The organism is Halomonas sp. V046 (genome assembly GCF_052645355.1).
The window spans coordinates 80,446-102,534 of sequence record NZ_JBQXYF010000015.1 but is presented as its reverse complement, the minus strand read 5'-3'; the positions used below and the strand labels follow the sequence as shown (position 1 = coordinate 102,534).

The 22,089-nt window shown below is 64.4% G+C and carries 19 protein-coding genes; 8 read left to right on the top strand and 11 right to left on the bottom strand.

The annotated features are described in order from the left end of the window. Positions 1–39: 39 nt before the first annotated feature. The 9 genes from ACUN9Y_RS18745 to ACUN9Y_RS18705 form a co-directional block, all read right to left on the bottom strand. A complete protein-coding gene (locus ACUN9Y_RS18745; RefSeq protein WP_445462249.1) occupies positions 40–924 on the bottom strand; it encodes a LysR family transcriptional regulator in 885 nt (294 codons plus the stop codon). Between the two features lie 266 nt (positions 925–1,190). Then, positions 1,191–2,057, bottom strand: coding sequence for a transporter substrate-binding domain-containing protein (locus ACUN9Y_RS18740; protein WP_445462248.1), 867 nt, complete (start codon positions 2,055–2,057; stop codon positions 1,191–1,193). 116 nt (positions 2,058–2,173) lie between these two features. Next, positions 2,174–3,673 (bottom strand): tripartite tricarboxylate transporter permease, encoded by a 1,500-nt coding sequence (locus ACUN9Y_RS18735; protein ID WP_445462247.1) that lies wholly within the window; start codon positions 3,671–3,673, stop codon positions 2,174–2,176. Positions 3,674–3,700: 27 nt separating this feature from the next. Then, positions 3,701–4,240: a tripartite tricarboxylate transporter TctB family protein gene (locus tag ACUN9Y_RS18730; RefSeq protein ID WP_445462246.1), complete on the bottom strand. Its 540-nt coding sequence runs from the start codon at positions 4,238–4,240 to the stop codon at positions 3,701–3,703. Continuing rightward, entirely contained in the window at positions 4,237–5,202 is a 966-nt protein-coding gene (locus ACUN9Y_RS18725; RefSeq protein ID WP_445462245.1) for a Bug family tripartite tricarboxylate transporter substrate binding protein, read from the bottom strand. Before ACUN9Y_RS18725 ends, ACUN9Y_RS18730 begins: the two co-directional genes overlap by 4 nt. A 258-nt stretch (positions 5,203–5,460) precedes the next feature. Then, positions 5,461–5,991: a chromate transporter gene (locus ACUN9Y_RS18720; RefSeq protein ID WP_445462244.1), complete on the bottom strand. Its 531-nt coding sequence runs from the start codon at positions 5,989–5,991 to the stop codon at positions 5,461–5,463. Further along, positions 5,988–6,587: a chromate transporter gene (locus ACUN9Y_RS18715; RefSeq protein WP_445462243.1), complete on the bottom strand. Its 600-nt coding sequence runs from the start codon at positions 6,585–6,587 to the stop codon at positions 5,988–5,990. The genes ACUN9Y_RS18720 and ACUN9Y_RS18715 overlap by 4 nt, the downstream gene beginning before the upstream one ends. Continuing rightward, positions 6,587–8,230, bottom strand: coding sequence for a gamma-glutamyltransferase family protein (locus ACUN9Y_RS18710; protein WP_445462242.1), 1,644 nt, complete (start codon positions 8,228–8,230; stop codon positions 6,587–6,589). The genes ACUN9Y_RS18715 and ACUN9Y_RS18710 overlap by 1 nt, the downstream gene beginning before the upstream one ends. Positions 8,231–8,412: 182 nt before the next feature. Next, positions 8,413–9,882 carry a Na+/H+ antiporter NhaC family protein gene (locus tag ACUN9Y_RS18705; protein WP_445462241.1) on the bottom strand — a complete coding sequence of 490 codons (1,470 nt, stop codon included), beginning with the start codon at positions 9,880–9,882 and terminating at the stop codon, positions 8,413–8,415. A gap of 294 nt (positions 9,883–10,176) precedes the next feature. On the opposite strand from ACUN9Y_RS18705, the gene ACUN9Y_RS18700 reads away from it, so the two are divergent. Next, positions 10,177–10,869 (top strand): GntR family transcriptional regulator, encoded by a 693-nt coding sequence (locus ACUN9Y_RS18700; RefSeq protein WP_445462240.1) that lies wholly within the window; start codon positions 10,177–10,179, stop codon positions 10,867–10,869. Positions 10,870–10,929: 60 nt separating this feature from the next. Here the strand turns inward: ACUN9Y_RS18700 and ACUN9Y_RS18695 are convergent, their stop codons facing one another. Both ACUN9Y_RS18695 and ACUN9Y_RS18690 read right to left on the bottom strand, forming a co-directional pair. Next, positions 10,930–11,643 (bottom strand): GntR family transcriptional regulator, encoded by a 714-nt coding sequence (locus ACUN9Y_RS18695; protein WP_445462239.1) that lies wholly within the window; start codon positions 11,641–11,643, stop codon positions 10,930–10,932. Between the two features lie 154 nt (positions 11,644–11,797). Further along, positions 11,798–13,600, bottom strand: coding sequence for an IlvD/Edd family dehydratase (locus ACUN9Y_RS18690; RefSeq protein WP_445462238.1), 1,803 nt, complete (start codon positions 13,598–13,600; stop codon positions 11,798–11,800). A 461-nt stretch (positions 13,601–14,061) separates the two neighbouring features. On the opposite strand from ACUN9Y_RS18690, the gene ACUN9Y_RS18685 reads away from it, so the two are divergent. From ACUN9Y_RS18685 to ACUN9Y_RS18655, 7 genes are all read left to right on the top strand, one after another. Beyond that, entirely contained in the window at positions 14,062–15,000 is a 939-nt protein-coding gene (locus ACUN9Y_RS18685) for a tripartite tricarboxylate transporter substrate binding protein (protein WP_445462237.1), read from the top strand. Positions 15,001–15,207: 207 nt separating this feature from the next. After that, complete coding sequence (locus tag ACUN9Y_RS18680) at positions 15,208–15,717, top strand: tripartite tricarboxylate transporter TctB family protein (protein ID WP_445462236.1); 510 nt, start codon at positions 15,208–15,210, stop codon at positions 15,715–15,717. Positions 15,718–15,826: 109 nt separating this feature from the next. Then, positions 15,827–17,338, top strand: a complete 1,512-nt coding sequence (locus tag ACUN9Y_RS18675) for a tripartite tricarboxylate transporter permease (RefSeq protein WP_445462235.1) — start codon at positions 15,827–15,829, stop codon at positions 17,336–17,338. Between the two features lie 257 nt (positions 17,339–17,595). Beyond that, positions 17,596–18,717 (top strand): mandelate racemase/muconate lactonizing enzyme family protein, encoded by a 1,122-nt coding sequence (locus ACUN9Y_RS18670; RefSeq protein WP_445462234.1) that lies wholly within the window; start codon positions 17,596–17,598, stop codon positions 18,715–18,717. 61 nt (positions 18,718–18,778) lie between these two features. Then, positions 18,779–19,708, top strand: a complete 930-nt coding sequence (locus tag ACUN9Y_RS18665; RefSeq protein WP_445462233.1) for a dihydrodipicolinate synthase family protein — start codon at positions 18,779–18,781, stop codon at positions 19,706–19,708. After that, positions 19,701–20,744, top strand: a complete 1,044-nt coding sequence (locus ACUN9Y_RS18660) for a 2-hydroxyacid dehydrogenase (protein ID WP_445462232.1) — start codon at positions 19,701–19,703, stop codon at positions 20,742–20,744. Before ACUN9Y_RS18665 ends, ACUN9Y_RS18660 begins: the two co-directional genes overlap by 8 nt. After that, positions 20,741–21,919, top strand: a complete 1,179-nt coding sequence (locus ACUN9Y_RS18655) for an alpha-hydroxy acid oxidase (protein WP_445462231.1) — start codon at positions 20,741–20,743, stop codon at positions 21,917–21,919. The genes ACUN9Y_RS18660 and ACUN9Y_RS18655 overlap by 4 nt, the downstream gene beginning before the upstream one ends. Positions 21,920–22,089 lie beyond the last annotated feature (170 nt).

The window sequence follows — 22,089 nt, the reverse complement described above, 5'->3', positions numbered from 1 at the left end:
AGACGCAGCGGAGCGGCTCTTGCACTAACCTCGCACTGATCAACCGGCGCGCAGGTGTTCGACGAAAGCCTTGGCCGTTGGCGACAGTTGCCGGAAATCCTTGACTCCGATTCTCAGGCGCCGAACCGCCCAACTTTCATCGAGCGGGATGGCGACGATGGGCACTGACTTGGCGTAGATGCGAATCACGTGCTTTGGCAGCAGGGCAATGCCTAGCCCACCGGCGACCAATTGACACATGCAATCGAAGCTGCTCACTCGCACCTTGATTCTCGGAGTGGCTCCAAGCTTTTCGGCTTCATGAATCAGAAGCGCATAAAGCGCGCTCTCGGCGTGGGAGGCGATGAGGTCATGATGCAGTACCTCGGAAAAGCGAACGACATTGCGTTCGCTCAACGGGTGCTGCCGGGCTACGGCGAGGGCAATTTCATCGCTGCGATAGTCGAAGACTTCTAGATCATCGGACAGCGTGTGATTGGCGAATATGCCCACTTCCGCGCGTCCATCACTGACCGCTCGGACGATGGCCGCGCCGACCCGTTCCTCGATGTCGAGGCGGATACCTGGAAACTGGTGGGAGAAATCCCTGATATCCTGAGGCAGGAACTGCGCCAGGGCCGATGTCGTAGCGTGTAAGCGAACCTGGCCCTTGATACCGTCGGAAAAATCGCCTAATTCCTCTTCCATGCGGTAGAGCGTCTCAAACACTTGACGCGTGTAGGTCAGCATAGATTGGCCCGCCGGAGTGAGTTCCACGCCGCGAGCATTGCGAGTAAACAGCGGCGAGCCAACGCGATGCTCGAGCTCTCCGATGCGGCGGCTGATTGCGGAGACAGCAAGGTGGGCGCGCTTCGAGGCCCGAGTGAGGCTCTTTTCCTCGGCAACACAGAGGAATATCTGTAGGGAGGTCAAGTCAAAACGCATACCGACGCACTCGAGGGGATTTTGCCGCTATTGGTACCATGGGCAGGCACAAGCGTCCATTGCGAGCGGCGTGGTTGGTCAGGTGCTCGCTCTAACGACTCAAGACGAGAGGCGCAATCGTCAGACGCTGGGCTTCTCGGCATCCTGTGATGCGCAGGTACGTCCTGTCTTATCCAGCGATTATCGCCAGTGGTGGGCTTGGGTCACGAAAGAAAGCGCCAGACAAGGCAAAGACTGACTGGGCCAATGTGAGGTCATACAAGGGATTATAGTCGGCTGTCCGGACGCAGATCGTAGTCGAAGTACTGCGTCATCAGGCGCTCGAAGGTGCCATCGGCGTAGACCTCATCGAGCGCTGCGTTGAAGCGCTCCGCCAGAGCTTCGTCCCGGGGACGCACGGCGATGGCGTTGCCGCGACCGAAGATCGACTCGGGGCTATTGATGCGCTCGCCGACCTGGGTGAAGTCGCTGTCGGGGTCGTTGATCGCCAGGCTGTCGATGGCCACCGGGTAGTTGATGAAGGCAAGGTCCAGGCGCTGGCTTTCCATGTCGAGGGCCACGTCATCGGCGGTGGCATAGCGGCGCACCGTAACAATGTCGTCGAAGCGCTGGGTGATGTAGGTGTCCTGGGTCGTGCCGCGCTGGACACCGACGGTCTTTCCTTCCAGCGTCTCGGGTGCCTCGGGGTCGAGTTCGGCGCCCTTGCGTGCCACCCACACTTTGGGCGACATGGCGTAGGGCTCGCTGAAACGGACCTGGCGTTCGCGTGCCTCGGTGATCCGCATCGACGACAGGATGGCGTCATATTTGCGCGCCAGGAGCCCCGGAATGATGCCGTCCCAGCCTTGCACGATCCACTCACAGTCGAGATTGGCGCGCTGGCACAGTTCGTTGCCAAGGTCGATCTCGAAGCCGGCGAGTTCGCCGTCGGCGGTACGGTATTCAAACGGTGGATACGGCACGTCGACGGCCAGGCGAACCTGGCGCGGCTCGTCGGCGGCGTTGGCGGCACTGGTGGTGAGCAGCGTAGCCGCCAGCGCGGTGGCGGTGAGCGTGGCCGAGGCGAGGCGGCGAGCGAGCGTGGTCTGACGGCGCCTGGCACCGAGAGTGGAAGTGTCAGCGGAGAGAAGCATGGCATGTCCTTGTCGTTGTGTGACGCCATGCCGCGGCGAGGGAGGCGCCGCGGCATGGGCCTGTGAGAGTCGAGAACGGCGCGTGGGTGTGCCTCGGGTCTGCCCTTGGGGCCGGCTCAGGCCATGGCCGCCCGTTTCTGGCGGCGGTGGTGGCGAATCGCCAGTCCCACCGAGATCGCCGCGAGCACCAGCAGGGCCAGCGAGATGGGCCGGGTAAAGAACAGCGTCCAGTTCTCGTCGGTCATCAACGCCCGGCGCAGGTTGGTCTCGGCGATGGGCCCGAGAATCACGCCCAGCACCAGCGGCGCGAGGGGATAGTCGAGCTTGCTCAGCACATAGCCGAAGACGCCGACGCCGAGCAGCAGATAGATGTCGGTGACGCGATTGTTCAAGGCGAAGGCGCCTACCACGCAGCAGGTCAGGACCACCGGCACGATCACCGAGCGGGGGACGTCGGTCACGCGCAGAAACAGCTTCATGCTGAACAGGCACACCACCAGCACCATGAAGGCGGCCAGCAGCATGGCCATGAACATGCCGTAGACCAGGTCGCCGTGATCGAGGATCAAGCGAGGACCCACACCGATGCCGTGGACCATCAACGAGGCCATCAATACCGCATCCACCGCACTGCCGGGGATACCGAGGGCGATCATCGGGATCAGGCCGCCGCCGGAGGTGGCCGAGTTGCCGGATTCCGAGGCGATCACGCCTTCCGGGTTGCCGGTGCCGAAGGTTTCCGGTTGCTTGGAGGCGCGCTTGGCCTGGTCATAGGCCAACAGGTTGGCGATGCTGCCGCCGGCGCCGGGCACCGCGCCGATAAACACCCCGACCAGCGATGAGCGGATCAGATTGACCGGATACGACAGCGTTTCGCGCAGGGCGTCCAGGGGGCGAAACGAGACGTCATCGGGAATCAGCGCCTTGCCGTGCTGTATGGCGTCGGCGTCCTCGACCTCCGAGAGCAGCTGGCTGACGGCGAAGATGCCGATCAGCACCACCAGAAAGGGGAAGCCGTTGGCCAGCAGATCGGCGTCGAAGGTGAAGCGCGGCACGCCCATCATCGGGTCGGCACCGACGGTGGCGATAAAGAGCCCGAGCAGGCCGGTCATGAGTCCCTTGAGCATCGACTTGCCGACCAGGCTTGCGACCACGGTCATGGCGAAGATGATCAGCGAGAAGTATTCCCAGGCGCCGAGCTTGACCGCGATCAAGGCCAGCGGCGGGGCGGCGATGATCAGCACCACGGCGCTGACCAGGGCACCGAAGAACGAAGCCCAGATGCCGAGCGCCAGGGCGCGACCGGGTTGACCGTTTCTGGCCATGGGGAAGGCATCGAAGGTGGTGGCCACCGACGAGGGTGTGCCCGGAATGCCGAGCAGGGCGGCGGAGATCAGCCCGCCGGTGTAGCCGCCGACGTACACCGCGAGCATCGTGGCAACGCCCTGCAGGGGGTCCATGGTGAAGGTCAGCGGCAGGGTCAGCACGATGGCCATGGTGATGGTGAAGCCGGGGATCGCCGAGGCGATGACGCCGGCCACCACGCCGAGCAGCATCGTGATCATGGTCGAGAGGGTAAAGAGCTGATCCATGCCGGCCAGCAGTGCATCCATCATGTCGGATAATCTCCCACAGTCGAGTCGTTAGCCCAGCAGGCCGCGCGGCAGGCTGATCACGAAAACGTCACGAAACAGCGTGTCGACGCCGAACGAGAACACCAGGGCGACCACCAGGCCGATGAGCAGGGCCTTGCCCGATCGAGCGCCGAGCAGCCACTGGCCGGCCAGCAGGAAGCCAAGAGATGCCAGGGCGAAGCCGAGCATGGGCACGGCGAGAATGTAGAGGCTGAACAGGGCCAGCACACCGAACGCCAGGCGATGACGCCAGCACCAGCGCCCCACCAGGCCCTTCTCGGCCGGTGCCAAGGCGGCGAAGGTGCGGGCCTCCTTGAGGATGAGGGCCAGGTTGATCGCCACCAGGGCGGCCAGCACCAGGCGCGGGAAACTGCCGGAACCGAGCGGCTCCCACATCGACGATGGCAGCGCGCCGGCGCGCACAAACAGGATGGCGAACACAGCGGCCAGCGTGGCGTTCAAGATCAGATGCGCCAGCGGTCCGCTGCGACCGGTGTTTTCGCTGGACCGCTCCCCCTGAGGGGAGCGGGTCGAGGTGGGCGAGCTCATCGTGCCAGCTTCCCGGCGAGGCGTTCGATGGTGGCGTCGGTGGTCTCCAGGTAGTCGCCGAAGGCCTCGGGGCCTTCGAAGACGACGCTGGCGCCGGCGTTGTTGACCGCGGTGATGAAGTCTTCATTCTGGCTCATGGCCTCGAAGTCGCTGGCCAGGGTGGCGATGCGATCGGCCGGCGTGCCTTTCGGCGCGAGAATCCCCCGCACGATGTTGAGCTTGAGGTCGTCATGACCTAGCTCTGTAAAGGTCGGCACATCTGGCGTCACCTCCTGACGCTCGGCGCTTCCCACCGCCAGAAAGCGCAGGTCACCGTTCTTGACGAACTCGCCGCTCGAGGAGATATCGCCGATGGCGGCATCGATGTGGCCACCGACCAGCGCCCGGATGCGCGGACCGGTGCCTTCGAAGCCGACGTAGCGGAACGACAGGTCTTCGGCGTCTTCCATCATGGCGGCGTGGACGTGGGGCACGCCGCCGAGGGTCACGCCGAAGCGGATCTCGCCAGGATTGGCCTTGGCGTACTCGACGAACTCCTGATAGGTGGTGTAGGGGCTGTCGGCGTTGACGGTCAGGTATTGGGGCGATTGGGTGACCGCGGCCACCGGTTCGAAGTCGTCCCAGTTCTGTGCCGTGAGTCCGGTGTGGTGAGCCACCATCAAGCCCTCGTGCACCTGGCCCACGGTGTAGCCATCGGCGTCGCGACGGGCCAACTCCTTGAGGCCAGTGGTGCCGCTGACACCGGGCATGTTGATCACCGGCATGGCCTCGCCGAGATACTCCTCGGCATGGGCAGAGACCAGGCGCATCAGGGTGTCGCTGCCGCCGCCCGGCGACCAGGGCACGATGAATTCGACGGGCTTGTCGGGGAAGGCATCGTCCTGGGCAATGGCGACGGAGGTGGCGGCGCAGCCGATGCCGGCCAGTGCCAGGCCAAGAGTGATGTAGGTGTTTGTTTTCATGGGTGTTGTCCTTGTTGATCGGCATTTGGTGTTGAAGCGGAGCGCCTTAGGGTCGCCCCTGGGTCCGGGCGGCCTTGGCAGCGCCCGGTGAACGCGGGTCTTGAACCGTTACCCCAGCAGCTGGGCGTCATAGCCGAGACCGAAGCACACGACCAGCGCCGGGTGACCGCGGGTCTTGAGCCGTTACCCCGGTAGCCCAGTGCCATAGCCGAGACCGAAGCACACGACCAGCGCCGGGTGACCGCGGGTCTTGAGCCGTTACCCCAGCAGCAGGGCGCCATAGCCGAGACCGAAGCACACGACCAGCGCCGGGTGAACGCGGGTCTTGAGGAGTAGCCCGGCGGCGACGGCGGCGATGATCAGGGTATGTATCAGCCCCGAGCTCGCCATGCCCTCGCGCAGGAAACTCCAGGTCAGGTAGGCCATCAGCACCATGACCACCGGACGCACCCACTGGCTCATCGACTTGACCTTGATCGAGTCGCGATAGCGGTAGAGCGTGCCGAGGGCGGCGAGCATCAACAGCAGCGACGGCCCGACGGTGGCCAGTACCGCGACGAATGCCCCGCCGGCGCCCGCCACGTCATAGCCGATGTAGCCGGCCATCTTGGTGGCGATGGGGCTGGGCAGGGCATTGCCCAGCGCCAGGGTCTCGGCGAAGGCCTGGTGGGTCATCCAGCCGTAGTTGCCGACCACCTCGTTCTCGATCAGTGGAATGATCGCGGGGCCGCCACCATAGCCGACGATATTGGGCACGAAGAACGCCAGGAACAGTTGCCAGTAGATCATCGGGCGGTCTCCTTGTTGGCGTCGGCGCGGCGCTGCTTGGCATCGGGGTCGGGCCTTAGCAGCGCGGCTACCAGGATGGCGCCGATGACCAGGCCCGGGTGGACGCCGAGCCCGTAGATCAGACCGCCGGCGACGGCACCCATGATCAGGGTCGCGATCACGCCGAGCCCAGCTCGCGACTTGTGAAAGAAGTCCAGCGTCAGCTGGGCCATCATCACCATGACCACCGGCACCACGCCCTGGCCCATGCCCTGGACCCAGCGTTGGTCACCGTAGCGGCCATAGAGGCCAAGCACGGCGATCATGGCCACGATGACCGGCACGATGACCGCCACCACGGCGATGATGGCGCCGAGTGTGCCGGCGACGCGAAAGCCGATATAGCCAGCCATCTTGGTGGCGATGGGACCGGGCAAGGTGTTGCCGATGGCGAGCACATCGGCGAAGGCATCGTCATCCATCCAGGCGTGGCGCTTGACCACCTCCTGATGCACCAGGGGAATCATCGACGGGCCGCCGCCGAAGCCGAAGATGCCGATGCGAAAGAAGGCCATGAACAGCTCGGCCTGGGTGGACAGGACGGAAGGCGTTGCCATCACAGCACCGCGATGGTGGCATCGGTGCGGGGCTCGGTGCCGCCGCAGTAGATGCCACTGTCAGGATCGCGCAGGATCACCTGGCCGCGGCCATAGCTGCGGCTGTCGGCGTCGACCTTCATGGCATGTCCGCGGGCGAGCATGGCGCGCACCAGTTGCGGTGGGTAGCCGTGCTCGATACCGATGGTCTTGTCGCCCATCCACTGCCAGCGCGGGGCGTCGAGCGCGGCCTGGGGATTGAGGCCGAAGTCGACCAGGTTCATGACCACCTGGACGTGTCCCTGGGGCTGCATGAAGCCGCCCATCACGCCGAATGGCCCCATGGCCTTGCCGGCCCGGGTCAAGAAACCCGGAATGATGGTATGGAAGGTCTTCTTGCCCGGGACGAGGCAGTTGTCGTGGGCTTCGTCGAGGCTGAAGTCGTGGCCGCGGTTCTGCAGGGCGATGCCGGTACCGGGCACGACGACGCCGGAGCCGAAGCCGTGATAGTTGCTTTGGATGAATGACACCATGTTGCCATCGCCATCGGCGGTGGCCAGGTACACGGTGCCGCCGGCGTTGGGCTTGCCCGCTTCGGGACTAATGGCGGTGTTACCGATCAGCGCACGGCGCTTTTCGGTGTAGGCGTCTGACAGGAGCTGCTCGACTGAGTAGGTCATGGCCGCCGGTTCGCTGATGTGGGCCTTGCCGTCGGTGTAGGCGAGCTTCATGGCCTCGAGCTGGCGGTGCAGCAGCTCGGGGTCATCGCGGTGCGATGGCGCGTAGCCATCGAGCAGACGCAGCGCCATCAGCGCGACCAGGCCCTGGCCGTTGGGCGGAATTTCCCAGACGTCGACGTCGCGGTAGCGTGCCGAGATCGGCGTGACCCACTCCGGGTGATAGCCGGCCAGATCTTCCTTGCGCAGGTAGCCACCGGTATCGCGCGAAAAGGCGTCAATGCGCTCGGCGAGCTCTCCCCGATAAAAACTCTCGGCACCGCTGTTGGCGATGGCTTCCAGCGTTTGCGCTTGGTCCTCGCAGCGGAACCATTGGCCGGCCTCGGGGGCGCGGCCGTCCACGGTGAAGGTGTCAAACCATGCCCGTGTTGCGTCACCTTCCAGGTGGCGCTCGAAGTTCGCCGTGTCGCGCTGCCACAGGCTCGCGATCACCGGCGATACCGGGAAGCCCTCCCGGGCCAGACGAATGGCCGGCGCCAGCAGGGTGGTGAAGTCGAGCTTGCCGAAGCGTCGCGAGAGCTCCGCCCAGGCCGATGGCGTGCCCGGCACGGTGACCGGCGTCCAGCCATAGAGCGGTACGTCCGTGTGGCCCTGGGCCAGGACGGCTTCCCGGGTCAGGGCGGCGGGGGCGGTGCCACTGGCGTTCAGCCCATGCAGCTCGCCATTGCCGTCGCCGTCGCTGGCGATCCAGACCAGGGCGAAGGCGTCACCGCCGATGCCGCAGCCGGTGGGTTCGACCACCGTCAGCGCCGCGGCGGTGGCGATGGCCGCATCCACGGCATTGCCACCCATGGCGAGCATATCGCGCCCGACCTGGGCTGCCTGGGGCTGCGATGCCGCCACCATGCCATGGCGAGCATAGGTGGGGCTGCGGCGAGACGGATAGGGGGTGCTGTCGGGATAGGGGCGGTTTGCCAGGGACGTCATGACGACTCCGAAAATGTGAAATCGGTATTGTGAAAAAAATCGATTTTATGTGATGGGACTATGCCGTGCCTCGTCAGGGGCGTCAATGGCGTGAGGGAAATTGCTCCCTGCATGCCGAAGCGCCCCGGGGTTCACGGGGCGGGGCTCACAGGGCATCAGCCCCGAAAGCCCACTCCACAAGTCTAGGCCTGTTGGGCGCCGGTGCTTCGCACGGGACGCTGGCCGAGACCGATACCGGTCACCACATAGAATAGCGAGAACAGGATCGCGCCGTAGCAGAGTATGGCGTAGAGGAAGAAGTCGGCGGTGGCCACGCCCAGGGTCGCGGCGGTGAAGGCGCCGGTGACGCCCCAGGGCACCAGCGGCGACAGGGTGGTGCCGGTGTCTTCGAGGATGCGCGACAGGTTCTTGGTCTCGGCGCCGCTGCCGGCGACCAGTGGTCGCAGCATCGGGCCGAGCAGCGAGAAGGTGACGTAGTAGCTGCCGGTGAGCAGAAACGCCAGGCTATGCAGGGCCATGGAACCGCCGAGGACATGGCGACGGCCGGCGTGGCGCTTGGCCAGATAGGCGATGGCCGCGTCCAGGGTACCGGCGCTCTTGAACGGCGTGCCGAGCACCGAGGCCGCGATCAGCACCGCCACCGTGGACATCATGCCCTGTAGCCCCCCGCGGGAGAGCATGTTGTCGACCATGGCAACGCCGGTATCGACGCTGTAGCCGCCGTTCATGGCGCGGCCGATTTCGCCAAGCGATGCGCCTTGCAGCAGCAGGGCGATCAGGGCACCACTGGCGATGCCGAGCATAAAGGACGGTAACACCGGCTTCTTGAGCAGGATGCAGCCGAAGACCACCACCGGCGGCAGCAGGGTGATCAGGTTGGTGCTGAACAGACCCGCGATGGTGTCGACGATGGTCTGAGTTTCGCCACCGATGCCGGATGCGTCATTGGCCACGCCGGCGCCGAGCCAGGCGTAGACCACCAGGGCGATCAGGTACGCGGGCAGAGTGGTGTAGAGCATGTGCTTGATATGGGTGACGATATTCACTTCGCACACCGCCGAGGCCATGACCGTGGTATCGGACAGCGGCGACATCTTGTCGCCGAAGAAGGTGCCGGTGATGATGGCGCCCGCGGCATAGGCCGGCGGCACGCCAAGCCCCACTGCCACGCCCATCAAGGCCACGCCGATGGTGCTGAGGGTGCCCCAGGACGTGCCGGCCATGATCGACATCAGCGAACACGACAGGCAGGCAACGACCAGGAACAGTCCCGGCGATAGTGACTTCAGGCCGAGGGTGACCATGGCCGGAATGGTACCCGAGAGCATCCATACGCCGACCATCATGCCCACGCACATCAGAATCAGGATCGGCACTAGCATGGATTGAATGCCGGCGAGCAGGTCGGCTTCGAGCCTCGCCCAGGGCACGCCCCAGGCCAGACACAGCGTCATGGCCAGGCTACCGGAGACAATCAGCGCCACCGCCGTGGGGATCTTGAGCGCCATGATGGCGATCAGCAGGCTGCCGATCGCGACGGTGAGCAGAATCAAGTGGCGGCGACCACCGAGCTGGCGAGGCGGTGACATCTGGTCGTCGGACTGTGGTGGTGGGTTCGGTGACGAGGCGTCGAGGTCGGGAGTATGGGCCATGACGGGGTTCCGTAGGGCGGTGCCTTGTGCCTCGCCCGCGATGTCTGTCCTGCGCCCGCCGACCAGGGTCAGAGCGACCGGGCGGCCATCGAGAGCAGCATTGGCGGGCAGATGTGCGAGAAAGGCAAGGTTTGTTGTATGAGATGGTCACGCAGCACTGCTGTGATATCTCGATTGTTGTAAGAAAAATCGTCTACTAATGGAATAATCGATTTTCTATGTCGACTATGACCTAGCGCTTGGCGAACGTCAATCGGCGACGTACCCTGCACTCTGATCCCTGAGAGCGGTGATATGACAGCGCCCAACCCGGTGGACTCCACCTCCCTCAGCCTCGGTTCCAGCGCGACCGCGGCGACCCAGATCTTCGATGCCTTGAAACGTGACCTGATTCGCGGGCGTTTCGTCGCCGGTGAGAAACTGGCCATCAGCGCCTTGAAGGAGCATTACGACGTCGGACTTAGCCCGCTGCGCGAAGCGCTCAACCGGCTGGCCGCCTATGGCCTGCTCGAGCAGCATAACCAGCGCGGCTTTCGCGTGCCGCCACTGTCCGACGGTGAACTTGAGGATATCGCCAGGCTGCGCATGCAGCTCGAGTGCATGGCGCTGACCCAGGCCTTTCAGCAGGGCGATGCCGAGTGGGAGTCGCAACTGCTGGCGGCGAGCCACCGGCTGACGCGCGCCGACCAGGTGCCCAAGGAAATCGAACAGTGGGAGCAGGCGCACCTGCGGTTTCACCGTACCCTGCTGGCGCCCTGTGGTTCCCATTGGCTGCTGCGGTTCATCGAGCAGTTGCATGACCAGTTCGATCGCTATCGGCGCCTTGCGCCGGGTAACCCAGCCATCCGAGAACGGCTCGACGCCCAGCACGGCCAGTTGGTCCAGCTCGCGCTGGACCGTCATATTCACGGCGCCAGGGAGCTACTCGAAGAGCACATTCGGTTGTCGTGGGATGTGGCGCGGGGGGCCTGTCTCGACACCGAGTGAGCGCGGTGCTGGCGGTGAGCCACGGCGCCTGACGACCACCGAGCGGCAACCCTTGGAGCGTTATGGCGCCGTCGATGACTCGGAAAAAGCCTGCTGATAGAGCCGCAGGTAGCGGTTCTTGGACGGCAGTAGATGGGCGCGACACAGCTCGCGCAGCCGGGCTCGGTCTTCGTCTCGAATGGCCTCGAGCATGGCGTGGTGTTCGTGTCGGGCCTGGAACAGGCTGGCGCTGTCGGCAATGGCGATGAAGCGAATACCGTGGGCCATCTGGGCGAAGTCGTTGATGGTCTGGCAAAGGTAAGGATTGCCGCTGGCCGCGAAGAGCGTGCGATGAAATGCAATATTGAGGTGAAAGACCCGGCGGAGGTCGTGGGCATCGACGGCGGCGCTGTAGCGCTGGTGAATGGCCTCGAGCTCGGCGAGCCACTCCTGTGGGGCCGGGAGCGGCAGGGCCTCGACGCCGGACAGCTCCAGGATTTCACGCATGGCGTAGAGGTTCTCGACCTCCTCGGCGGTGTAAGCCTTGACGAAGGCACCGCGATTCTTGATGCGCTCGACCAGTCCGATGCTCTCGAGCTGGAACAGTGCTTGCCTGACGACGTGGCGTTTGCAGGCGAAGCGCTCGATCAAGTCCTCCTCGACCAAGCGCTCCTTGGGGTGCAATCGGCCAAGCACGATGTCTTCCTCGACGGCGCCGACGATGTCATCGACGCCGGTGATGGCGTTGGACGCGGTGTTGGCAGCAGAAGGGCTGGCGGTGATCGTTTGGCTCATGGTCGCTTCCCCTGCGATCCTCGACGGGGCGAACAGGCCACGAGATCATGTGGCCTGTTCGGCGTTTCCCGCTCAGTCTACCAAGTGCGGCGCTCGGGTTCATCGGGTGGCGTTTATCGGCTTCCGGCAACGACTCGCGCTCGTCGACCCGGGGTTATCGGTTGCCCGTGAGCTTGACGCTCGGCACGCGGCAGCGCGGGCTTGGGCGACAGACGCGAAAGTCACAGCCTTCTTCGGCCTGCAGAATCTGCTCCATAAACAGTCGCCGGTAGCCGAGAATCGGTTCGCCCTGGCCATTCGGCGTGGCTGCCTCGCGGCGCCTCGCCTCGAGCGTGGCTTGTTCGACCTCGAGTTCGAGTCGGTTCGCCGCCACGTCGAGGCTGATGGTATCACCATCGCGCACCAGTCCGAGCGGTCCGCCCTCGGCCGATTCCGGGGAAACATGCAACACGATGGTGCCGGCCGCGGTGCCGCTCATGCGGCCATCCGAGATCCTGACCATGTCCTTGACGCCTTGGGCCGCAAGCTTCTTGGGAATCGGAATGTAGCCGGCCTCGGGCATGCCGGGGGCGCCCTTGGGCCCGATGTTCTGCAGCACCAGCACGTCGTCGGCGCGCACGTCCAGGTCCGGCGCATCGATACGCTCGGCCAGATCTTCCAATGACCGGAAGACCACGGCGCGCCCCCGGTGCGTCATCAATTCCGGCGAGGCAGCAGACTGCTTGATGATGGCGCCTCTCGGGGCCAGGTTACCGCGCAGCACCGCGATGCCGCCCTGGGCATAGACCGGGCTCGATAAAGGACGCACGACCTGTTGGTCGACGAGATGGACCGCGGCCTCGATGTTCTCACCGAGAGTGCGGCCATTGATGGTCATGGCGTCGAGATGCAGCAGCGGGCGTAGTTCGCGTAGCAGGGTCGGCAGGCCACCGGCGCGGTGCAAGTCCTCCATGTAACCTTCCCCCGATGGCTTCAGGTCGACCAGCACCGGCGTCTCTCGACTCATCTGGTCGAAGGCGTCGAGATCGATGTCGATGCCAAGGCGTCCGGCCATGGCGGTGAGATGAATCAGCGCATTGGTCGAGCCGCCGAGTGCCAGCAGCACGCGCAGGGCGTTCTCGAAGGCGTCGGGGGTGAGGATCTGGTCGGGCGTCACCCCCTCGCGAGCCACACGCACCGCCTCGGCGCCGGACTGTTCGGCGATCCGCAGACGGTCGGCGTAGACCGCCGGTGCCGAGGCGCTGTTGGGCAACATGATGCCAAGCGTCTCGGCCAGGCACGCCATGGTGCTGGCCGTGCCCATCACCGAGCAGGTGCCGACGGTGGGTACGAGTTTGTCGTTGACCTCATTGATCTCGTTTTCATCGATGTCTTCCCCGCGGTAGGCCGCCCAGTAACGTCGGCAGTCGGTACAGGCGCCGACCCGTACGCCACGGTGGGACCCCGACAGCATCGGCCCCGTGACCACCTGCACGGTGGGCACTCCTGCGCTGGCGGCGGCCATCAACTGGGCCGGCACCGTCTTGTCACAGCCGCCGATCAGTACCACCGCATCCATCGGTTGAGCACGGATCATCTCCTCGGTATCGAGCGCCATGAGGTTGCGCAGGTACATGCTGGTGGGGTGGGCGAAGGACTCGTGCAGGGTGATGGTCGGGAAGTCGACCGGGAGCCCACCGGCCAGCATCACCCCGCGCTTCACGCTCTCCACCAGCCCCGGAACATTGCCGTGGCAGGCGTTGTAGCCGCTGTAGGTGTTGGCGATGCCGATGACCGGGCGTGAAAGGGCATCGTCGGTGTAGCCCATGCCCTTGATGAATGCCTTGCGCAAGAACAGCGAGAAGTTGGCGTCACCGTAGTTGGTCAGGCGGTTGGACATGCCCTTGGTGTTGGACTCGGTGTTGGACTCGGTATCGGGCTTGCTGTTGGCCTTGTTGTTGTCGAAATCCTGACTCATCTCATCGTCCTCGTATCGGTCGCGGCGTTCGCATGGCTAGTCGGCGTGGCTGGCTGCTGAGGTCCTCTCGGCCAGTACGGGGGCGGCGACGTTGTCGGCATTCCTTCACGGAAGCGACCGCCAGCCGTTTCGTTCCCGCCTTTCCTGACAGAGGCTAGGCCGATAAATCATAATTGACAAGATTATTGACAATTTTGTTATCGATCTACTAGGTTGATTCAAGCAGCCACGACTCGCCCACGGCTGGTGCGTCTTCGGAGAGCGCCAGGGGGGGAGAAACGGAGAAGAGAAAAGAGAACTGCTGCACGAAGAAAGAAGGAAGGAGCGAAGGAGCGAAGGAACATCGAGAGCAGGACGCCAGCGCGACGCCAACGGCGCTGCGCTGACAGGGTGCAAGACAACGACAACAGCACTAGAGGGCCTACCCAATGAAAAAATGTGGAGCATACGCCGCCATCGCAATGTCCAGCCTGATGCTGCCGGGGCTAGCCCTGGCCGACTATTCGGTAAGCGATGAGATCAAGGTACTGCAGGGGTTCAAGGCGGGTGGGGGCAGCGATGCCCTGGCACAGCTGACCCAGCCTTTCCTGCGTGAATCGCTGGGCGTCGATTTCATCAATGAGTATTTGCCCGGCGCTACCGGCGCGATTGCCTGGACGCGCCTGGCCAAGCAGACCGATGCCGACGGAGCCACCATCAGCATCACCAATACGCCGATGCTGATGACCAACTACATCATGAACGACAGCATCACCTACTCGGTGCAGGAGCTGACGCCGATCGCCAATGTGGTCACCGACCCGGGCATCATCGTTGTGCCCGCCGACAGTCCCTTCGAGACCGTCGAGGACTTCCTGGCGGCCGCGGAGGAAAGCCCCGGCACGGTGACGGTGGGCAACTCAGGCGTCGGTGGCGATGACTTCTTCTCGACCATTCTGATCGAGCAGGCCACCGGGCTATCGTTCCAGAAGGTGCCGTTCCAGGGCGATGGACCTTCGGCTACGGCCGCCATGGGCGGTCAGATCGATGCCAGCTTCAACAACCTCGGCAACGTCTACGGGCATATCCAGTCCGGCAGCCTGCGTCCGCTCGCCGTATTCGCCAAGGAGCGGGTATCGATGCTGCCGGATGTTCCCACGCTGAGCGAGAAGGGCATCGAGGTGGTGGCGGGCTCTTCGCGGGGCTACAGCGCGCCCGCGGGCATTCCCGAGGAGGCTCGTCAGGAGCTGATCGAGGCCTTCGACGCGCTCAAGTCCAACGAGGAGTTCAAGAAGGTCGCCGAAGAGCGCGCCATGAACCTCGATATTCAGACCGGCGATGACTATCGCCAGATGATCGAGGACATGGAGGTTCAATTCGAGCAGATCTGGGCCGACGTGAAGGACGACATCAACGGCTGAGGTGAGCCGACAAACGTCTCGTCGTGGCGGAGTCGCAAGCGCTGAGCGGAGGCTCGACCGAGGGCCTTTGCCAGCGCAAATGGCGTCCACCCATGATTCTTCACGAGCCTGGATACTCCATCAGAGGTGGTCGTTTGTGGATGTTCAGACCCGGGGGCTCGGTCATGAATCACCAGTCATGAGTCTTCGACAACAGAGGAGATGCGCATGAACCTCAGCCGTCTGGTCTTTGGTCTTTTTGCCATCGGGGTGGCGGCCACCTTCGGGATCACGGCGCTTGGCTATCCAAGTGCCGCGGCCAAGATGCCGCTGATCTATTCCGTGGTCGTGGGTCTGCTGGGCGCCGGGATGATCGCTCAGGAACTCGTCGGGGGCTCACGTCAGCGCCAGCAAGACGCTGTCGTCGGGAAGCGTGAGGTGCCGCCGGGAGTTCCCGAAGAGGGGGAGCGTGTGGCGGCATCTCACCCAGAGCCCGACGCCTCCAAGCGCTGGAAGGCGCTGGTGGTATTCGTCCTCGCCGCTGTCTACGTGGCCAGCATCTCGTGGCTTGGATATGTGCTTGCCACGGTCGCGTTCATGGCGCTGTCGCTGACGCTGGTGCGCCACGTCACGGTGCGCTTCAGCCTGATCGGTATCGCCGGGCTGGTCACGGTGGTGTGCCTGGTCTTTATCGGCTTTCTGGGCTTGCCCGTGCCGCTACTGCCGCCAGTGTTCTAGATCGATCCTTCCATGTCTCAGGCTCGCACCCGGCGACTCAGGCCGTGGCCAGCCGGGACTCACTTCAGTCCTGCACCGACGCGCCGGACGGCGCCTGGAGCAACGCTAGATGGACAATTCCCTCGTTCTCGTAGGGTTGAGCAACGTGCTTACCCTGACCAACATCGGGCTGATTCTCGGTGGTACTCTGCTTGGCCTTTTTGTCGGCGCCATGCCCGGGCTATCCGCGACCATGGCGCTGGCCCTGCTGCTGCCGCTGACGTTCAGCCTGGAGCCCGCCACTGGCCTGAGCATGCTGGCCTCGCTCTATGTCGGTGCCTCATACGGTGGTTCCATTGCCGCCATTCTGCTGCGAACCCCGGGCACGCCCTCGGCGGCGGCGACGGTGCTGGATGGCTATCCGCTGTCACAACAGGGACAGGCGGGCAAGGCGCTCGGCGTGTCGCTGTTTGCCTCCTTCTTCGGTGGCTTGATGAGCGGTGTGGCGCTATTGACCGCGGCGCCGCTACTCGGGGTACTGGTGCTCAAGTTTGGCCCGGTGGAGCTGTTTGCCATCGCCGTTCTCGGCATCACCATCATCGGCTCGCTGTCCCAGGGCTCGGTGATCAGCGGCCTGCTGTCCGGCACCATGGGCTTGTTGCTCAGCACCGTGGGCATGGATCTGATCACCGGCACGCCGCGCATGACCTTTGGCAATATCAACCTGTTTTCGGGTATCGAGTTCACCGTGGCACTGATCGGGCTGTTTTCGATTCCCCAGGCCCTGATCCTGATCGAGAACGCCCACGACAGCGACAAGATCGCTAGCAAGATCACCGATCGGCTGGTGCCTAGGCTCGCGGAGATTCGCAAGCTGATGCCCAATATCCTGCGCTCCGGCGGGATCGGCATAGCAACCGGGCTGATTCCGGGTACCGGGGGCGATACCGCCAGTTGGTTTGCCTACAACGAGGCCAAGCGTTTTGCCAAGGACAAGTCACGCTTCGGCAAGGGGGATATCGCCGGTGTGGCGGCGCCGGAATCGGCCAACAACGCCGTGGTCGGTGGGGCATTGATCCCGACCATTGCGCTTGGCATTCCCGGCAGTTCATCCACGGCGATCCTGCTAGGTGCGCTGATGGTTCAAGGCATCCTGCCTGGCCCCAACCTGCTGACCGACTATGGCGACGTCACCTACACCCTGATCTGGGCGGTGATCTTCGCCAACGTCGGCCTGCTGGGGGTGGGGCTGATGTTCACCCGGCTGTGCGTCGGCGTGACCAAGGTGCCGGACAGCTTCGTCGGCTGCGCGATCATCACCCTGTGCGTCATCGGTGCCTTCGCCATCAACAACAGCCTGTTCGAGGTCGGCCTGATGCTCGGCTTCGGCCTGTTCGGTTATTGGATGACCAAGGCTGGGGTGTCTCCTGCGCCCATGGTCATCGGCTTGATTCTCGGCCCGGTGATGGAAACCAGCTATCAGCAGTCGATGCTGATCGGCCAGGGCAGTCCGACCATCTTCCTCGATAGCCCCATCGCCATGGTGCTGTTAGGCATCGCCGTGCTGTCTGTGCTGCAGGCCACGCCGTTCTTCCGCTGGCTGGGAAGTTCGTTGCGTCGGCGCGCCAAGGCCGATAGCTGAGGGCAATTTATGCCCGACCGCTTGAGGCGCTTTATCGCCGACCGCTGAAGGCTCTTTATCGCTAACCGCTGAAGGCTCTTTATCGCCGACCGCTGAAGGCTCTTTATCGCTAACCGCTGAAGGCTCTTTATCGCCGATCGCTGAAGGCTCTTTATCGCTAACCGCTGAAGGCTCTTTATCGCTAACCGCTGAAGGCTCTTTATCGCTAACCGCTGAAGGCTCTTCCAAAAACCGATACCAACCACAAGGACAACGCCATGACGCGTATCACCGACGTTCGCGCGCGCACCGTCAGCGTGCCGCTGGACAAGCCCACCAGTTTCTCCAATCGCCAGGTCTTCAAGCGTGACTACGTGCTTGTCGAGGTCCAGGGGGACGATGGCCACGTCGGCATCGGCTTCTGCTATGGCGGCAACAACGCCGGGAGCCTCGTGGCCCACGCCGTGCGCGACCTGCTGCGCCCGGTGCTGGTTGGCAGCGACGCCCACGCCACCGAAGGGCTGTGGCAGTCGATGTATCAGGAGTCGTTGCTCCACGGCCGCTGCGGCTCGGTGATGCGGGCGATCAGCATCCTCGACACCGCGCTGTGGGACCGCAACGCCCGTGCCGCCGACCTGCCTTTGTACAAGTATCTGGGCGCCAGTGATGTTGATAGCGTGCCCGCCTACGCCAGCGGCGGGTATTACCTGGACGGCAAGACGCCGGCCATGCTCGGCGATGAGATGGCGGGCTACGTCGCCCAGGGCTTCACGGCGGTGAAGATGAAGGTGGGCCGAGAAGACCTGAAGGGTGAGGAGGCGAGGCTCGCTGCGGTTCGCGAGGCCGTGGGCCCGAATATCCAGGTGATGCTGGATGCCAACAATGCGTGGCGCGACCTGCCGACGGCGCTGGAATTCATGCGCATGGCCGAGCCCTATGCGCCGTTCTGGATCGAGGAACCGTTCAGTCCCGACGATATCGACAACCACCAGCGCCTGGCCAGCCGCACGCCGATTCCGGTGGCGACCGGAGAAATCGAGGCCGGCCGCTGGCGCTTCAAGGAACTGCTCGAGAAAGACGCGGCGATGATCCTGCAGACCGATGCCGCGGTCTGTGGCGGCATCACCGAGTTTCGTCGCATCACCGCCACGGCGGCGAGCTTCGGTGTCGATGTCTACCCCCACTGGTTCCACGACCTGCACGTACACCTGGTCGCCTCGGCGCCGAATGCGCGCATGGTCGAGTTCTTCGCCGATGACCAGGTGCTCAACTTCCGCCGCCTGGTCGATACCCAGCTCGAGTTTGCCGACGGCAATCTGCTGTTGCCAAGCCGTGCGGGCCTTGGCTTCGGCTTCGATGCCGAGGCGCTGGGGCGCTTTGCCAGCGAGCCCTGGCATTGAGCGCGGTCCTTCCCTGCGCCGGTATCGCGTCGCTACCCCAGGCCATCCTCAGGAGAGTCCCATGAACGTAGCGCAAGGAGACGCCTGGTCTCCGGTTATTACCCCGTTTCGCGCCGACTCGTCGGTGGACACCGAGCGCCTGGTGGCCCACGCGCGCTGGCTCGAGTCTCACGGTATCGGCCTTGCGGTATTCGGTACCAATTCCGAGGCCAACTCGCTAAGCGTGGCGGAAAAGCAGGCGCTGCTGTCGGCGCTGGTCGAGGGCGGCATCGACCCGGCACGGCTGATGCCAGGCACCGGGCACTGCGCCATCGCCGACACGGTCACACTGACCCGCGATGCGGTCGGTCTTGGCTGTGCCGGTGTCTTGATGTTGCCGCCGTTCTACTACAAGGGCGTCAGCGACGAAGGCCTCTTCCGCTATTACGCCGAGGTCATCGAGCGGGTCGCGGACCCGCGCCTGCGCCTCTATCTCTACCACATCCCACCGGTAGCCCAGGTGCCACTCTCTCTGGCGTTGATCGCGCGACTGCGAGAGGCCTTTCCCGAGGTCGTGGTCGGCATCAAGGACAGCGGTGGCGACTGGGGCCATACCCAGGCGCTGATCGAGGCGTTCGCCGGTGATGACTTCGCGGTCTACGCCGGTAGCGAGCGCTTTCTGCTCGATACCCTGCGGGCCGGCGGTGCGGGGTGCATCAGCGCCACCGCCAATGTCAATCCGGCCGCGATCGCAGCGCTCGCCGCGAACTGGCAGGCCGCCGATGCCGAGGATCGGCAGCGGGACCTCAATGCGCTGCGCGATCTGTTCGAAGGCTATCCGGTGATACCGGCGATGAAGGCCGCCACCGCACACTGCTCGGCCAGGCCAGACTGGCGGCGCGTGCGCCCGCCGCTGGTAGCGCTTGATGAAGGGCGCAGCGCCGAGTTGGTGCGATCGCTGGAGGCGATGGGCTTTGCCATGCCCGGACTGGCGGAGGTATCCCATGGGTGAGCCCTCTCGTCATCTACGCATCGTCGCCTTGCGGCGCCTGCGCGAGGACCACTTGGAAGCCCTGAAAGGCATCGCCGAGGTGGACTACTTCGAGGAGTTGACCGAGACCAATCGGGACGCCTTCTTGAGCGCCCTGGAAAAGGCCCATGGACTGATCGGCGGAAAGCTGGCGCTGGATGAGCAGATGCTGTCCAAGGCGCCCAAACTCGAGGTGGTCTCGACCATTTCGGTGGGCTATGACCATCTGCCGCTAGCGGCGATGAATCGGCGAGGGGTGCTGCTTTGCAATACGCCCGACGTGCTGACCGAGACCACCGCCGATACCGCCTTTGCACTGATCATGGCGACCCAGCGCCGGCTAGTGGAGCTTGCCAACCTGGTGCGGGAAGGGCGCTGGACACAGCATATCGGGCGCGAGCACTTCGGCACCGATGTGTACGGCAAGACCCTTGGCATCGTCGGCGCCGGGCGCATCGGCGCCGCCATCGCTCGGCGTGGGGCCCTGGGTTTCGACATGCGCATTCTCTATACCGCCTCGTCGCCCAAGCCCGATCTCGAGAAAGCGATCGGCGCACGCCGGCGCGACTTGACGCAACTGCTTGGCGAAGCGGATATCGTCTGCCTTGTCGTACCCTATCAGGACAGCACCCACCATTTGATCGATGCCAAGGCGCTGGGACTCATGCAGCCCCACGCGGCCTTGATCAACGTGGCGCGAGGCAATGTCGTCGACGAGCAGGCCCTGATCGATGCACTCGACGGCGGTGTGATCCGGGCCGCAGGCCTGGACGTGTTCGCCCAGGAGCCCCTGGCCAAGGACTCACCGCTGGCGATCATGGATAATGTCGTGGCACTGCCGCATATCGGATCGGCAACCCACGAGACCCGCGATGCGATGGCCCAGCGGGCGGTCGACAATATGATCGGTGCTCTGACCGGCCGTGGGCCCGTGAGTGCCGTCAACGCAGAGAGCTGTCGCCGCGCCGCGGGAAGGACAGACAAGCGGGAAGAGGGCACTGGAGGGCCCGGAGAATGAGACAACAGCGCTTACAGCGATTGCTTAGCCTCGACGACTTCGAGCGGGCCGCGCGGCGTCATCTGCCGCGCCCGCTTTACGGCTATGTGGCAAGCGTCGCCGAAGACGGCAGGACGGCCCGGGCCAGCCGCGAGGCCTTCGACGATTATGTCTTCCTGCCCCGCGCCCTGGTCGATGTCTCGACGGTGTCCACCGAGGTCGAGCTGTTCGGTGAACGCTACGCTCAGCCGTTCGGCATCGCGCCGATGGGCATCAGCGCCCTGAGCGCGTATCGCGGCGATGAGGTGTTGGCGCGCTCGGCACGCGAGGCGGGCATTCCGATGATCGTCAGCGGCTCGTCGCTGATTCCCATGGAAGACCTGGCGGGGCCGAGGGGCTCCGACTGGTTTCAGGCCTACCTGCCGGCCACCTCGGAAGACATCGAAGCGCTGCTGGATCGAGTTCGGCGAGCGGGGTTTTCGACGCTGGTGGTCACCGTCGATTTCGCGGTCCCGCCCAATCCGGAGAACCACCGTCGTCGGGGCTTCTCGTCGCCCTTGCGCCCGAGCCTGCGCTTGGCCGTCGATGGCCTGATGCGCCCACGCTGGCTGTGCGGCACCTTTCTACGCACCTTGTGGCGCCATGGTGTTCCGCATTTCGAAAACAACGCCGCGACACGTGGCGTGGCGGTGCTGGCCAAAGACGTCAACCGGGATTTTTCCGGGCGTCGGCATCTGGACTGGTCGACCCTCGAGCAGGTCAGGCGCCAGTGGCCCGGCAAGCTGGTGGTAAAGGGCATCCTTCACCCCGACGACGCTCGCCGCGCGGTGGATGTCGGCGCCGATGGACTCATCGTCTCCAATCATGGGGGCCGACAGCTGGATTCGACGGTGGCGCCACTGCGCATGCTGCCGGAGGTGCTGGCCGCGGTGGGCACTGAGGTCCCGGTGATGATCGACGGCGGCTTTCGGCGTGGCAGCGAGGTACTCAAGGCGCTGGCGCTGGGCGCACGCTTGGTGTTTCTTGGCCGGCCCTTCAACTACGCCGCGGCCATCGGCGGCGAGGCCGGCATCGCCCGAGCGGTTTCGCTGCTTGGCGATGAAATAGAGCGCAACATGGCGCTTCTGGGCGTGACGCGAATCGATCAATTGGGGGGCGAGTGCCTGCGGTCTACGGATTTTCGCGATAGGGTTTAGGGCGCGCCATCGCGTTCTCCCAAAGGTGGTCAAGAAAGCCCTCAGATCGTGACATGGCATGGATGACCGTCTCGTTGCGGCAGCCAGACAGTCCCTGTATTTCATGTCCGCACGCGGTGGCCGAGGCGCCATCGCTCCCTGGTTCAGATATCTTGAGCTGGGAGCCGTGT

Coding starts and splice junctions, on each gene's coding strand:
- ACUN9Y_RS18725 (WP_445462245.1), bottom strand. CDS start 5,202: ATGAAAACAAACACCTACATCACTCTTGGCCTGGCACTGGCCGGCATC.
- ACUN9Y_RS18660 (WP_445462232.1), top strand. CDS start 19,701: ATGGGTGAGCCCTCTCGTCATCTACGCATCGTCGCCTTGCGGCGCCTG.
- ACUN9Y_RS18745 (WP_445462249.1), bottom strand. CDS start 924: ATGCGTTTTGACTTGACCTCCCTACAGATATTCCTCTGTGTTGCCGAG.
- ACUN9Y_RS18715 (WP_445462243.1), bottom strand. CDS start 6,587: ATGGCAACGCCTTCCGTCCTGTCCACCCAGGCCGAGCTGTTCATGGCC.
- ACUN9Y_RS18710 (WP_445462242.1), bottom strand. CDS start 8,230: ATGACGTCCCTGGCAAACCGCCCCTATCCCGACAGCACCCCCTATCCG.
- ACUN9Y_RS18695 (WP_445462239.1), bottom strand. CDS start 11,643: ATGAGCCAAACGATCACCGCCAGCCCTTCTGCTGCCAACACCGCGTCC.
- ACUN9Y_RS18720 (WP_445462244.1), bottom strand. CDS start 5,991: ATGATCTACTGGCAACTGTTCCTGGCGTTCTTCGTGCCCAATATCGTC.
- ACUN9Y_RS18670 (WP_445462234.1), top strand. CDS start 17,596: ATGACGCGTATCACCGACGTTCGCGCGCGCACCGTCAGCGTGCCGCTG.
- ACUN9Y_RS18685 (WP_445462237.1), top strand. CDS start 14,062: ATGTCCAGCCTGATGCTGCCGGGGCTAGCCCTGGCCGACTATTCGGTA.
- ACUN9Y_RS18730 (WP_445462246.1), bottom strand. CDS start 4,240: ATGAGCTCGCCCACCTCGACCCGCTCCCCTCAGGGGGAGCGGTCCAGC.
- ACUN9Y_RS18655 (WP_445462231.1), top strand. CDS start 20,741: ATGAGACAACAGCGCTTACAGCGATTGCTTAGCCTCGACGACTTCGAG.
- ACUN9Y_RS18735 (WP_445462247.1), bottom strand. CDS start 3,673: ATGATGGATGCACTGCTGGCCGGCATGGATCAGCTCTTTACCCTCTCG.
- ACUN9Y_RS18665 (WP_445462233.1), top strand. CDS start 18,779: ATGAACGTAGCGCAAGGAGACGCCTGGTCTCCGGTTATTACCCCGTTT.
- ACUN9Y_RS18675 (WP_445462235.1), top strand. CDS start 15,827: ATGGACAATTCCCTCGTTCTCGTAGGGTTGAGCAACGTGCTTACCCTG.
- ACUN9Y_RS18740 (WP_445462248.1), bottom strand. CDS start 2,057: ATGCTTCTCTCCGCTGACACTTCCACTCTCGGTGCCAGGCGCCGTCAG.
- ACUN9Y_RS18700 (WP_445462240.1), top strand. CDS start 10,177: ATGACAGCGCCCAACCCGGTGGACTCCACCTCCCTCAGCCTCGGTTCC.
- ACUN9Y_RS18705 (WP_445462241.1), bottom strand. CDS start 9,882: ATGGCCCATACTCCCGACCTCGACGCCTCGTCACCGAACCCACCACCA.
- ACUN9Y_RS18690 (WP_445462238.1), bottom strand. CDS start 13,600: ATGAGTCAGGATTTCGACAACAACAAGGCCAACAGCAAGCCCGATACC.
- ACUN9Y_RS18680 (WP_445462236.1), top strand. CDS start 15,208: ATGAACCTCAGCCGTCTGGTCTTTGGTCTTTTTGCCATCGGGGTGGCG.